The following is a 13,610-nucleotide window of genomic DNA, read 5'->3' as shown; positions in this document are numbered from 1 at the left end:
TGAGGTCATTCAAAAATGAAAATTAAACAAATCACAACCAATCATATGTTTGAACCACTTGGATTTCAGTTATCCGGCTTACGGATTGAATTTCAAGTTGATGCCGAGTCTGATACATCCATTTCAAAGCAATTAAAAATTTGGCGCGAAAAGGATGCTGACCCCGTTTATGTCACTAAAATGATTCCGTTTGACAACAATTATTTCGAAGTTCCACTACAATTACAGCCACGAACACGCTACACCGTTGAAGTGACCATCCGTGATGACCAGCAAACGGCGACCAAACAAACCTTCTTCGAAACTGGAAAGATGAATGAACCCTACTCCGCTGAATGGATTGGTAATTCCGACAAGGAAATTCAAAATACTTTATTCAAAAAGCACTTTGCTACCAAGACACCCATCAAAAAAGCACGTCTTTACATCACTGGCCTTGGTTTGTATGAAGCCTTCCTCGACCAGCATAAAGTCGGCGCCGAATACTTGACTCCTGGTGTAACGGATTATAAAAAATGGGTCCAAGTCCAAACTTATGATGTGACTGATCTGCTGAATGACCCTGCTGAGCATGAGCTCGTCATCAGCACTGGCGATGGCTGGTACAAAGGCCGTTACGGCTTTGACGGCGGTCAAAAAGATATTTACGGCGACCAGCAGCAAGTCATCGCCGAATTGCACATTGAAGATGCCGATGGTCACGAACAAGTACTCAACACAGATTCATCTTGGCTGACCACTTCCGGTAAGATTACTAAATCAGCCATTTATTATGGTGAAGATTATGACGCCACAAAGATGGTTGCCAATTGGAAGCCCGTCGTTCTGACCGATCAATCCACAGCAATTTTGCGCGACCGGATGAGTATGCCGATCAAAATCAATCAAAAGCTGCCTGCCCAGGAATTGATCACAACTCCTAAAAATGAACAAGTGTTAGATTTTGGGCAGAACCAAGCCGGCTGGCTCGAATTTTACAATCGTGAGCCAAAAGGCACTCAGATCACCTTCCAAATGGGCGAAATCCTGCAAAAGGGTAATTTCTACCGGGATAATTTACGTGAAGCACGGGCAGCCTTTGTCTACATCTCAGATGGCAAGGAAGGCTGGGTCCATCCGCATTTCACCTATTATGGCTATCGTTACGTCAAAGTAACCGGCAACACCCTGCCAATCAATATCGCCGATTACAAAGCCGATGTCATCTACTCCAGTTTGGAAGCCACTGGCAAATTAACAACTAACAATTCAATGGTCAACCGGTTGCTGGAAAACATTGTTTGGGGTCAAAAGAGCAACTTTATCGACGTGCCGACCGACTGCCCGCAACGTGATGAACGGCTTGGCTGGACCGGCGATGCTAATATTTTCTCAAACACCGCCGCTTTGAACATGAATGTCTACGAATTCTTCAAAAAGTACGCTCGAGACATGAGTGTCGAACAAAAACAGCATGATGGCATGCTGACCATGTATGCCCCTGCAATGGGCACAACTGATGGCGGCGCTGCTGTCTGGGGTGATGCTGCCACAACAATTCCTTGGAACATGTACCAGGCTTATGGCGACCCAGCGATATTGGCTCAAAATTATACCAGCATGAAGGCTTGGGTCGACTGGATTTCAAAACAGACGAAGACAAAGAATTTATGGACCGGCACCTTCCAGTTTGGCGATTGGATTGCCCTTGATGGTGAAAATCCAGCCCTGCCGACCGGTAAAACGGATGAAGACTTCATCGCTTCAGTTTATTACTACTATTCCAGTCAGTTAGTGGCCAACGCTGCTAAGGTGCTTGGCAATGAAGCTGATTATTCAACTTATACCCACCAAGCTGAAAGCATTAAGCAGCACATCCAGCATGAATACATCACAGCAACTGGACGTCTGGCAATCGATACGCAGACTGCTTATGCCCTAACACTGTACTTCAAGTTAGTCCCAGCTCAGCAACTCCAACGTGTGGCCGCTGATTTAGCTGCACGTCTGCATAAAGACAATGATCACCTCAAGACCGGTTTCGTCGGTACCCCATTCATCTGCCAGGCCCTTTCCCAATATGGTTATCATAAATTGGCTGTCAAGATTTTCTTGCAAGAAGATTACCCTAGCTGGCTATACGCCGTTAAAATGGGCGCAACCACTGTCTGGGAACGCTGGAATTCAGTGGAAGAAGACGGATCAATGAATCCCGACGGCATGAACTCATTAAACCATTACAGTATTGGTGCCATCATGGAATGGGTCTATAAATATCTGTGGGGCTTGCAATCACATTCCGCCGGTTACCAAAAGATTTCGATGGCGCCTTACTTTGATGCCCGTTTATCAACGGTCAAAGGCACCTATGAAACACCTTATGGCAATTTGACGATGGACTATCAAATCGAAAGTGATGCCAAGCATACGATCAAAATCAATCTGACCGTTCCATTCGGCGTTACCGTTGATTTAAGTTTGCCACGTGTTAACGTCAGCACCTTAACAGTTAATGGCACCCCTGCCGATAAAGAAGTACTGACCTTAACCGCCGGCACATATGCCATTGCCTATCAGCCAACGCATGATTATATCGAACGTTATAACGCCGACACACACATCGTCGATATTATGGCCAATAAAGACCTCGTAGCTGCAATTGATGCGATTGATCCCGTTTTGGACTTCTTCAAAGACAATCCCGACAACCTGAACGGCGGCTTAGGCAAATTGTCTTTGACCAAGATCAACACCATTTTGCCGATGATCAACATCACACCAGAACACTTGCAGCAAATCAATCAATTATTAACAGAGACACCGCGAATTTAGCAGCTGCACAATCGTCTCATCTGCTTATTGATAGAGCGTCACATCTCAAGAGCTCCAAATATCAGAGCTGCTTTTAAACGGCTTCTGGCCGGACTGCTTCCGATCTTCGTTCGGAGGTAGTCCGGCCAGTTTTATTATGCATATCTTTCTGCGGCAAACATCATAAAATCCTCTGAGTTGGATTTTGTGCAACTCAGAGGATTCATCAGAAATCGTTTTTGAAAACGAACCTGCTTTTCTAAAAAGTAAAATGATACCGTGTTTTTTCTTGCCGTGTCTGACCAGAATGAAGCCGAATATCCCCAAATTTAGGATCTACAATGGCTCGTGGTGCGGTTTGTGCTTCCATTGCAATCCCAATGTGCGGCCTAGCCTGTTTGCCGATAAAATGCAGCGATTCATCAAAATCATTGGCTGTAAATACAACCAGCGCATTCCGATTCGAAAATACATCTACTTTAATGTTGCCTTGGCTGAGCGTGGCTGCCAAGTTCTGTTCCCTGTGTGCATTTAAATAATAAATGTCATCTAAGCCGTTTTCAGGAGTTGATTGTGCTTTTTTAAACATCTCCTTTAGTAATTGCGGCTTGCGAAAATCAAAATATGATGCAGCTACATCAAGCAGTTCACCGGTGGGAATCTTTTTGCTAGTCAGCTTAAACCGCTGGCTGCTTGGAACTGTCAAATGATGATTACCGATATCCGTATCGGATGCATTCAAGTTGAAATAAACATGATTCGTCGGATTAAACAGTGTTTCAGCGTTCGCAGACGCAGTATAAGTAATCGTCACATTATTCTGGTCATCGAGCGTGAAAATAATGGTGACATCGATATCGCCAGGAAAACCATCTTCTGATTCAGAAATATGCCGATTAAAAATAATTTGATTGTTTTTTATCTCGCCATGCCAATTTAATGTGCTGAAGCCGTGCGGGCCGCCATGCAAAGTCGTACTGCCCTCATTTGTTGGTAATGAAACTTCTTGGCCCGCTTGCATATATTGTCCTTGACCGATTCTGCCGGCCACACGCCCGACAGATTTTCCATGGTATGTCCCGACATAATCATCTATTTGCGGCGAAGAAAGAATCAACTCTTGCAGGTGCCCGTTTACTGGCACTTTCAGACTTTGCCATGCTGCTCCATATGATAAACAGGAAAGCTGAACGCCATTTTTATTTTCGACCGTATAACGATAAATCGGTGTCCCGTTCATTTTTCCAAATAATTTTACGGCTGTCATGTTTGCACCTCTTATTTATATTTTGAAACTATTACTAGCTTAAAAGAAATTGAAAGCGTCAACAATGGCATTTGTACAGATGAACATTGCAAGAGTACGGATGTTATCTTTTAGGCCTTTTAAAGACATATTTCATGGAAATCAACAATATTTGGAGATGATCAAATGGACCAAAAACAGCTTGATGAATTTCTTCGCAAGGAGGACCCCATTGAACGCCTGCAAAAAGAGCGGCAGCAAAATATGAACCCCATTCATTTAGATTATCGTGATGGTAATATTCCGACCATCCCCTGCAAAACGCTCTTTAAACAAGGCAATATTTTCGTCAATAAAAGTCGGCGCTTTTCTTATACACCGGCACATCGCCATAACTTCATTGAATTTAATTACATGTATTCTGGTCACTGTACCCAATACATCAACGATGAAAAAATAGTGTTAAACCAAAACGACCTAATTTTAATGGATAAAGATATTGTTCAACGGATCGACTCCATTGGTCCCAATGACATTCTGATCAATATCGGGGTCCGTGATGTTTCTATTTTCAACAATATTACGCACAATCTTGCGGATTCTGAAAGTCTCGTCACAAAATTCATGCTGAATGCGGCAATTGTGAATGCAGTCCACAATAATTTCATTTTATTTAATGTCGGCCAAAACGAGATGGCAAATGAGCTCATCAAAATGATGATTGTGAAGAGCCTTTCTAAAAATCAGGATCGTAATAAATCTTTGAATCTGCTGCTTTCAACCTTGCTCATCGAATTAGCTAATACGGTTGAATCACAAACGAATCAGATCGCAAAATCGGCCGACCCTGAGCTCGCAATCTTACAATATATTGACACCCACTATAGTGATTTGTCACTTAAAACCCTTGCAAAACATTTTGGTTATAACAAGAATTATTTAGGCAATATGCTCAAGAAAACAACGGGCCAAACTTTTCAAAGTTTGCTTGATCAAAAAAGATTGGCACGAAGCCGAACTCTCCTGACGAATACGAATTATTCAATTGAAAATATTTCCGAAATGATCGGCTTTAAGAGTCCAACTTCGCTATTCAAATTGTACCGAAAATATTTACATACCACCCCAAAGACCTTTCGTATGCAGCATCAATAAAAACAGAATCTTTTTTTAGCGCGCAACAAAAGGCCGATTTTAATCGACCTTTTTAACTATTCATCTTAAATTTCATAATGACCGCTATTTAATTTCAACTTTTTTCCGGTCGGAGAAACGACATCAGCAGTTGTTCGAATCGGAATATCCACGACCAATTTCATGGTAGGTATACTCTCCCAATAAACATTTATCGTTCCATTAGGCACTTTTAAGCTTCCGCAAACCCAATCAACTTGATTGCTGTACAATGGATTGATTTTATAATTTTCATCATGTCCTTGTGGCAATTTGATTCCTAAAACATCCTCAATCAGGAAATCTTCAATTGCACCATAAGCATAATGATTTAAACTATTCATCTCAGTTCCGCTGATCCTTCCATCTGGCAAAATGGAATTCCAGCGTTCCCAAACCGTCGTAGCACCTTGCTTGACTTCATAAAGCCAGCTTGGCATTTTATCACGCAAAAGCAGCTCATAAGCTTGGTTGGTTAACCCTGCCTTAACCAATGCATGCGGTAATTCTGGTGTGCCGATAAATCCAGTATCGAGAGCTCCTTTATTGTTAGTCAACAATGTGTGCAAAGATGAACTTAATTTCAAACGGACATCATCATTTGGATATAAACCATATCTTAATAATAACGCTAATCCTGTTTGGGTAATCGGATTTAAATTCAATTCATAATCGGCTGTATAGTAAGTTTGTAAAATAGCATCTTTGATTTCTTGAGTCAGTAGTTGATATTTATCTGCAGATGGCGCTTTAATAATTTTAAGTGCACGCACTAAATTGCTAGTTGAACGATAATAATAAACACTTGCAATCAAATTAGGATCAGTTGCACCAATCGGCGAGTCCCCATTATCAAGTGCCAACCAATCGCCAAGTTGCTGATCGAAATTCCAAAGGTGTTGATCACCATGCTCATGATCACGTTTTGCTAAATAGTCAACCCAGCCTTTCATAATCGGAATCGTCTTTCGTAATAAGCCTTCATCATGATAATGATCATAAAGTACCATCGGTAAAATCGTCGCAACATCCCCCCAAGTCGAGGCGCCATTTGTAACCAAAAACGGATTGATTCCCTCAAATGGTTTTAATTTAGGATATGGAACAAAAAACGGAATCGAACCATCAAGTTGTTTTTGTTCAAGTGCCATGTTATACAAATAATTTGTATAAAAGGCCCGCATGTCCATGTTGTAGGCGGCCGTATTACTGAAAAGTGTTACATCCCCGGTCCACCCCATCCGTTCATCTCGTTGTGAACAATCAGTTGGAATACTTAACGAATTATCACGTTGCCCCCATTGAATATTCTTAACCAATTTGGTCAAACCGGGATGAGACGAATTGAACTTAAACCGATCTTCCATATCGCTATAAAGTGAATAACCAACCCATTTTTCAGCATTTTCAGTGTTTATTCCTTCAACCGCTACATAACGAAATCCAAAATAAGTAAAATGCGGACGAACATCACGATCAGCAGTATTATTTAAAATAATAAATTGTTGTTTGGCGGTCCGTAAATTATCTGTATAAAACACACCATCTTGCAGCAACTCGCCAAATCTAAATTTAACATTATGCTCGGACGCAGTTAATTTACCTTCGATCCAACCAGTTATTTCCTGACCAAAATCCAAAATCAACTGCTGCTTTTGGTCACGGAATACCCTCACCGGCTTTAACTGATGCATCTTTTTTACCGGCGGATCAAGACGTGCAGTTAATAATGATTTATCATCTGACAATACTGTCAGTGTTAATGGTTTAATTTCTTTTGAGAAATCAATTATCTCGCCGTCATAAATCGAGTTATTTTGAATCCGGTTTGTCATAACCTGCCAAGTATCGTCAGTTCCAAATGTTTGCGTCATTCCATCTGAATAACAAACAACTAATTCTGCGATTGCCTTTTGACGTGACCCATAAATATTTTCTTGTCCCCCGTCAAAGACAAACCGTCCTTTATACCAGCTGTTACCTGTAATCATTTTTAAATTGGTTTTTGAATCTAAATATTTTGTGACATCATACGTTTGATAATATTGAACAAGATCGTAACTATGATAACCCGGCAATAAGTATTCATCTGACACATGACAACCATTTATTTCGAGTTCATAAACACCATACGCACAACAATACAAACGTGCCGAACGAATCCTTTTTTCAAAATGATAATCTTTTTGAAAGGTCACACTTGGTTGCGGTTTTCCTCGATAGCTGACCCAATCGGCTTGCCATGGTTGTTTCATCTTGGCTGTTTCAAAAGTACTTTCTGCAATTGCATCGCCACTTGAAACGGACCAATAATATTTCGTTTTCGGTTGCAAAAATTCGCCGTCAATCGTCAATTGATTGTCCTTAGCACTTGTCTTGCCTTCATAAACAACTACATCATAGTTCGGATCGGTTGCAACAACAATTTCTTGTGCATCAACTTGTTCAGAATCTGTACTATCTAAGCGCCACGAAAAAGTCAAATACGGTAACGAATAACCTAATGGCGCTGTTAGTCCATTAACTTGTAACTCACTAATCTGCATTATTCATCAACTCTTTCAGTTTAATGTTCTTACAATTCGGATCAATTGGACTGTGACCTTTGAACTCCTGTTCACCGACTAATTTTGCAACTGCTGCTTTAATAAAATGTTCATAATTACTATATGCATTTACGACTGTTTTAACCATTGGCATATCAAACATATGATATGGATTGCCAAAACTAACAAGCACAGTTGGCACTTCTTGTACAAACCATGGCAGATTGTTCCCTAGCCCATAAAGTGTCTTCCAATTGATACGTGCCGTTGTTTGGTTACTTGCATTTTCAATATTGGCTGCATAAAGAACTAAATCATACTTACTCTTAAAATCGGCAACAGACCCAAGATCTACAAAATTTTTTTCCGGCCGATAAAGAGTTACTTCAAATCCGCGTTTTGTTAATTCGTTCTGTAATGTCTCTTCAACTCGCTGATTAGATGCAAATCCGCCTAAAACTTCAAGCAAAACTCGCTTTTGTTTTTGAGCTGCTAATGGCAAAATGTTTTGATCATCTTTTACTAAGGTAATTGATTGATCGGCAATTTCCTGCTGCTCCTTTTTATAATCAATTAACGGCTTCGACGGTATGGACACGTCTTGATTCAAATTTAATGACGCCTTGGTTGCTAAAATCCGTAATACTGCTTCATCCAAACGCTTTTCTGTTAGCAAACCATTCTTAAGCCCATCTTTCATATAAGAAACATCTTCTTCAAAGTCGTGATTGAACAAGAACATATCGCAGCCATTTTGAATTGCAGTCGGAACGGCTTGATAACGCGGCATTGCCGTTGAAAATCCAACCATTGGTGTGGCGTCGGTAATAATAAGCCCATTAAAACCTAAATCATGCCGTAACAATCCTTCCAATAATTGCTCGTTTAATGATGCCGGAATTTGATTATGCGAATAAGCAGGGAATGCAATATGGCCCACCATTACAGCCTTGGTTCCAAAATCAATCAGTTCACGATAAATCTTGCCGTAAGTCTTCCACCAGCTCGATAATGGCAATGAATTAACAGAGGTCAGCAAATGCTGATCACGCTCATCAATCCCATCACCAGGAAAATGCTTAATTGATGTCATCATATTCTGATCATGAAAGGCTTGAATAAACTGCTTTGAAAAAGCAATATCACGCTCTGTGTCATCACCATAAGTTCGAACATTCATGATTGGACTGTGAAAATTCAAATCTAAATCAACGACCGGTGCAAATCCCCAATTGATTCCGGCAGCTTTTGCATCTTCAGCGGCAATCTTGCCTAATTCATAAGCATATTTTTTATTACCAGCAGCAGCCACAGCCATTTGTGGGGCATATCCTGTGCCTTCTAATACTGCACCATCACCGCCACTTTCCAAATTAGCCGGTGTTAATAATGGCACCTTGCTATTTTGCTGTGCATAGTTAAAAGTTGCTCGTAATTCTTCTAAGTGAGCAGACCGGAAGAATAATCCGCCGATGTGATGCTTTAACAAGCTGTCAATATAATCGTGATCAGTTGAATATCCGATTGGCACGAATAATTGACCGATTTTTTCGTCTGTTGATAATTTTTCTGCCGTATCTTTGACCCACTTAATTTGATCATCATTTAAGTAAAATGGTTTTTGATGCATATTTAACATATTCTCTTTCCTCCAGAATGATAATTGCTAATCTGCCGATGGTGCCTTCGTCTTTTGACTATCAAAAATGAAGACAACCAGAACAATTACAGCAAGTGCTACAATTACGTATCCGGCATTACGCAAGGAAAGCACTGCAGTTGCGCCCAAAACACTAGCTAGAATTGGAGCAACAAAGGAACCGAGGTTTGAGCCCACCAATGCAAACGCATTATGTAATGGCGCTGTCTTCGTATTTGAAACTTGCGAAATGCGGGTGAAAATATACGGAACTGCTAAACCGCCAAATAATCCGCTTAATCCGCCAAGCAGCATGATCATGCCATTAGATTTTGTGAATGTCATTAGAACCATCAGAATCCCGCTCAATCCAACCCCTAAAGGCAGAACGTTACGGTGTAACTTTTTATAGGTCAATCCGAATAAAGCACCACCAATTAACTGTGCAAAGCCCAATACACTGATTACCGTGCTGGCCTGTGAAGGAGACCCGATACCTGTCTGAATATACATTAACGCCATTTTAATATATGAAATCATTGCACAAGCCATATAAACCATTAGCAACAGACTCAACCCAATTACGATCAGCAAAGAGGAATGTCCATTTTCAGTAGCTGGTTCTGTATTTGTTTCTTCTGATTCTTTTTTTCCATCTTTATTTTCAGTTTCTTGCTCTGCGACCATTTTTTCCGGCGATGGAACAAAGAAGAAAAATAGGATCAATGCTGGAATAAACAGTAAATAAACAAGGTATGAGGCATGCCAGTTAATTTTCAATAATTGCCCAGCTAAGAAGGTCATCACTGAAACACCGATACTTGCAACGGCTGTTCGCCAACCCATCAAACTTGCTAATGTATCTCCATGAAAAAACTCACCAATCAAACTAATTGCCAATGGATTGACTAACCCAATCCCAATCCCTAAAACAACTCGTGAAATCATAATTACGTTAAAACTATTCGAAAAAGCCGGAACGATTGAAGCTACTGAGGCAATAACCAAGCCTAAGATGGCCGTTTGTTTTTGACCGATTTTCTTAATAACTAAACCACTGACTAAAACAAAAATTGTAACTGAGATTGACACAACTGTTGTTACTAATTCAATTTGAACTTCCGAATGTTGCGGAAATGATGCAGCCATTTGTGGAATAGAAGCAGAAATTGCACTCGCCGCCTGTTCAACAATATTCAAAAGCAGCAGTGAAACAATTAACATTACTTTCTTAAAACCGGATGCTGTTTTCATTTTTAATTCCTCCTTGATATTATCGTTATTAAAAAATAACTCTGTAAGCTTACAAGAAAAATTGTAATCGCTTTCTAAAGGCGATTCTTGTACTTTTGTATTATTTTTTGCATAATAAAGCATAAAGATGAATTCTATTTTAATAGAAAGGCTGGCAAATCATGCTTACAGAAGAAATTCTTAAATTATTTTACGCAGCAACTGAAGTTCCTTTGTTTTTATTTGATTCTGAATTAAATCATTTAACTTGGCAATATCCTGCTTTAAGTCATCTTCCGCCGCAGCACTTCATTGATGTTTTAAAAAAACATATTACTGATGACGCCGCCGTTTATATTTTCTTAGTTCAGCAAGCAAATATACTTTCATTTATTCGCACTAACAGTGATCATTACTTGATGCTTTGGAGTCAGCCGCTCCCAATCTATACAAACAACAATGAGCAGTTAGAATTTAAAAATGGTGTTCAGTTTTTGCCAAAAATGATTGCCATCACTAAACAACTATATTTCGATCTATATCAAGAACTTCCAAATCAAAATATAATTGATGTTAAATCATTAAATATTGAATCTGAAAACTCAAAAAAACTAATCGATAATATTCATCCGCACAATAGTAATAACGCAGAATCGCGGATGCTAGATGCTCTTAGCAAAGGCGACGTTAAAAGGTTCACAAGTTATTTTGATGACTTTTTAGCTTCCGGCGAACCTGGTTTATTAAATACAACTAGCACCCTGCGTAATCAAAAGGATTTAGCAATCGTTGCCACCACTCTCTTCACACGTGCCTCATTACGAGCAGCTGTACTTCCTGAAGAAGCTTATGCACTCAGCGATAACTATATACAAGAAATCGAACAAATGCCTAGCATCGATGATTTACATAATTATATTTTAAATATTGGACTAAACTTTATCCAAAAAATTCAACACAGCAAACGAACAAATTCCTTGCCTTTAGTGACCAAAGCCCAGGATTATATTGCTAAAAATATTTCTCATACTATTTCAGTTTCAGACATTGCTTCCTACTTAGGAATCAGTTCATCCTATCTTATGAAGCTTTTCAAGGAATCAACCCATATGACCGTTGGTGCCTATATTACCGAACGAAAAATCCAAGAGGCTAAAACCCTTCTAGCCTATACTTCCAATTCAATCGCTGATATTGCAAATCAATTAGGTTATTCAGATCAAGCTTATTTCAGTCGCCAATTTTCAAAAGTCACCGCACATTCACCTTTTAAATATCGTCAGCAAAAACAAAATAAATTCATTTAGCCAAAAAAATCGCCAAAATCAGTTCTGATTCTGACGATTTTTTAATGTCTTTATGTATGTAATCCCTGGATTTGATAATGCTTCAATTTCCGGAAGATATGAGTATCGAAAAAGCCGATCAGTGAACCTTGAAAAAGCAGGCAAAATAGCGTTCCGATATTCACGGCCCATAAGTGATGTGTCCAAACAAACGTGACCAGCATAATCATAAGCGGCGGAACGTAATGAACCATTTGTGCCCTTGCAGCACTGCCATGCAGATAACGGTAGCGCAAAATCTGCATTAAGTCATCATTCGGATGCAAGATCAAGTTGACACGCTGATAGATTGAAGTGGCGAGTGCTACCATCATCACACCGATAATATCAACGCTGATTTGTAAGATGAGCGGCCAGCTGCCAATTTTGAAAATGGCCAGTTTTTCAACGAAAAATTGAATCAAAATACTAAACGGGATTACAAAACCCAAGTTGCCGATAAAATGCCACCAGCTGAAGTGATGGATCAGCGCTGCATTAACGAGTGCAACGACAAATCCACACAGGAAGAGCGTCATTCGCAGGCTCAAGGGCCACAGGTGGTAAATATTTACAGCCGAGGCCGTCCAAACAGCACTGCCAAGATTAGCCGCAATTGTGAGTGCATGACCGGTTGCATTGATCAAGAGTGCTAGAACCCAATACAGCCAGCGCTGCAGCAATCGTCTGAGCTTATTCTGCATTTTTTTCATAAACAGACCTCTTTTCCGTAAAAAAATAGACCGGCTGGAGTACCGATCCATTTCAAAAAGATTCAATAGGAAACACAATCAAAAGAAGGATTTGATCATCAAATTAAGGCTTCTTGATGTAGAGGAATTCACGGTTTGCAGGCAAATCAAAACGGTCGACCAAATCACGGAGGTCATCATCGGTGATGCAGTTGATCATCTTGCCACCTTGAGCCTGAATCGTTGTAAAGATTAAAGCTGACTTTTCAATGGTTTCGATAATTCCAAGTGTTTCATCCAAAGAATCACCGGCAGCAAAGACACCGTGATGCGGCCAAATAACGGTTCTGAAGCGTTCCATTTGCTGAGCAGTTGTTTCACCGATTTGAACAGTCCCTGGGCACATATATGGAATAACAGCTAAGCCTTCTGGAATGACAACGATGCCTTCTGGATGCATCTTCCAAATCGTCCGTGTAAATGATTTAGAATCCAACGGCTGGGTAAAGGTCATGGCAACAATATTGGTTGGATGACAGTGCATGATAATCCGCTGATCTTTATCAACTGCCTGACGCGCAATGTGGCTCATCAGATGAGATGGAAATTCACTGGTTGGTTCGCCGCCATCATTGAACCCCCACATCAAGTCGACGCTGGTCCCATTGTCAGCGATTCGAACTAAACCGGTATCACGTTCTGGAAAGTTTTTAATATTTTTAAAGTAACGGCCAGTGCCGGTTACTAAGAAATATTGACCGGCTAATTTAGTCGCATCGAAATCAATCGGAATGTTGCGAAGTACTTTGCCTGTATCTTCAAACTGAGCAACTTCATCATCCATGATCCGGTAGCTGACATTGCCGCCATTACGTTCATCCCACCCATGCTGGTACAAGTTAGTCGTTACATCGCCAAGGCCTTTTACAAATTCAGAATCGATAAATTTAGTCATTTTTTGCTTCT

Annotated in this window: 9 protein-coding genes; 3 read left to right on the top strand and 6 right to left on the bottom strand. The window is 40.2% G+C overall.

The window, feature by feature from the left end:
* The first annotated feature begins 15 nt into the window (after positions 1-15).
* Positions 16-2,811: an alpha-L-rhamnosidase gene (locus IV40_RS09480; protein ID WP_057770985.1), complete on the top strand. Its 2,796-nt coding sequence runs from the start codon at positions 16-18 to the stop codon at positions 2,809-2,811.
* Positions 2,812-3,049: 238 nt separating this feature from the next.
* Here IV40_RS09480 and IV40_RS09475 read toward each other — a convergent pair whose 3' ends face one another.
* On the bottom strand, positions 3,050-4,057 hold the full coding sequence (locus IV40_RS09475; protein WP_057770984.1) for an aldose epimerase family protein: 1,008 nt from the start codon (positions 4,055-4,057) through the stop codon (positions 3,050-3,052).
* 165 nt (positions 4,058-4,222) lie between these two features.
* Here IV40_RS09475 and IV40_RS09470 point away from each other — a divergent pair, with 165 nt between their 5' ends.
* Positions 4,223-5,191 (top strand): AraC family transcriptional regulator, encoded by a 969-nt coding sequence (locus IV40_RS09470; protein WP_057770982.1) that lies wholly within the window; start codon positions 4,223-4,225, stop codon positions 5,189-5,191.
* Positions 5,192-5,256: 65 nt separating this feature from the next.
* Here the strand turns inward: IV40_RS09470 and IV40_RS09465 are convergent, their stop codons facing one another.
* Genes IV40_RS09465 through IV40_RS09455 form a run of 3 tightly spaced genes read right to left on the bottom strand, consistent with a single transcriptional unit; the run spans position 5,257 to position 10,771 of the window.
* On the bottom strand, positions 5,257-7,755 hold the full coding sequence (locus IV40_RS09465) for an alpha-L-rhamnosidase (RefSeq protein WP_057770980.1): 2,499 nt from the start codon (positions 7,753-7,755) through the stop codon (positions 5,257-5,259).
* The gene (locus IV40_RS09460; RefSeq protein WP_057770978.1) at positions 7,745-9,394 is read right to left on the bottom strand and encodes a glycoside hydrolase family 3 protein; all 1,650 of its coding nucleotides are present in this window, start codon (positions 9,392-9,394) and stop codon (positions 7,745-7,747) included. Before IV40_RS09460 ends, IV40_RS09465 begins: the two co-directional genes overlap by 11 nt.
* 27 nt (positions 9,395-9,421) lie before the next feature.
* Positions 9,422-10,771, bottom strand: coding sequence for an MFS transporter (locus IV40_RS09455; RefSeq protein WP_236698046.1), 1,350 nt, complete (start codon positions 10,769-10,771; stop codon positions 9,422-9,424).
* 38 nt (positions 10,772-10,809) lie between these two features.
* Here IV40_RS09455 and IV40_RS09450 point away from each other — a divergent pair, with 38 nt between their 5' ends.
* Entirely contained in the window at positions 10,810-11,934 is a 1,125-nt protein-coding gene (locus IV40_RS09450) for a helix-turn-helix domain-containing protein (protein ID WP_057770974.1), read from the top strand.
* A 50-nt stretch (positions 11,935-11,984) separates the two neighbouring features.
* On the opposite strand, the gene IV40_RS09445 is transcribed toward IV40_RS09450, so the two are convergent.
* Together IV40_RS09445 and rhaD are read right to left on the bottom strand one after the other, a co-directional pair.
* Positions 11,985-12,665 (bottom strand): YczE/YyaS/YitT family protein, encoded by a 681-nt coding sequence (locus tag IV40_RS09445; RefSeq protein ID WP_057770972.1) that lies wholly within the window; start codon positions 12,663-12,665, stop codon positions 11,985-11,987.
* Positions 12,666-12,768: 103 nt separating this feature from the next.
* Positions 12,769-13,599 carry a rhamnulose-1-phosphate aldolase gene (gene rhaD, locus IV40_RS09440; RefSeq protein ID WP_057770970.1) on the bottom strand — a complete coding sequence of 277 codons (831 nt, stop codon included), beginning with the start codon at positions 13,597-13,599 and terminating at the stop codon, positions 12,769-12,771.
* Between the last annotated feature and the right edge of the window lie 11 nt (positions 13,600-13,610).

The organism is Lactobacillus selangorensis (assembly GCF_001437205.1).
GTDB lineage: Bacteria > Bacillota > Bacilli > Lactobacillales > Lactobacillaceae > Paralactobacillus > Paralactobacillus selangorensis.
This window is presented reverse-complemented; position numbering and strand designations above follow the sequence as displayed.

Bases quoted from the DNA above. Each gene is read 5' to 3' on its own strand.
- IV40_RS09470 (WP_057770982.1), top strand. From the start codon at position 4,223: ATGGACCAAAAACAGCTTGATGAATTTCTTCGCAAGGAGGACCCCATT.
- IV40_RS09480 (WP_057770985.1), top strand. From the start codon at position 16: ATGAAAATTAAACAAATCACAACCAATCATATGTTTGAACCACTTGGA.
- IV40_RS09475 (WP_057770984.1), bottom strand. From the start codon at position 4,057: ATGACAGCCGTAAAATTATTTGGAAAAATGAACGGGACACCGATTTAT.
- IV40_RS09450 (WP_057770974.1), top strand. From the start codon at position 10,810: ATGCTTACAGAAGAAATTCTTAAATTATTTTACGCAGCAACTGAAGTT.
- IV40_RS09465 (WP_057770980.1), bottom strand. From the start codon at position 7,755: ATGCAGATTAGTGAGTTACAAGTTAATGGACTAACAGCGCCATTAGGT.
- rhaD (WP_057770970.1), bottom strand. From the start codon at position 13,599: ATGACTAAATTTATCGATTCTGAATTTGTAAAAGGCCTTGGCGATGTA.
- IV40_RS09460 (WP_057770978.1), bottom strand. From the start codon at position 9,394: ATGTTAAATATGCATCAAAAACCATTTTACTTAAATGATGATCAAATT.
- IV40_RS09455 (WP_236698046.1), bottom strand. From the start codon at position 10,771: ATGCTTTATTATGCAAAAAATAATACAAAAGTACAAGAATCGCCTTTA.
- IV40_RS09445 (WP_057770972.1), bottom strand. From the start codon at position 12,665: ATGAAAAAAATGCAGAATAAGCTCAGACGATTGCTGCAGCGCTGGCTG.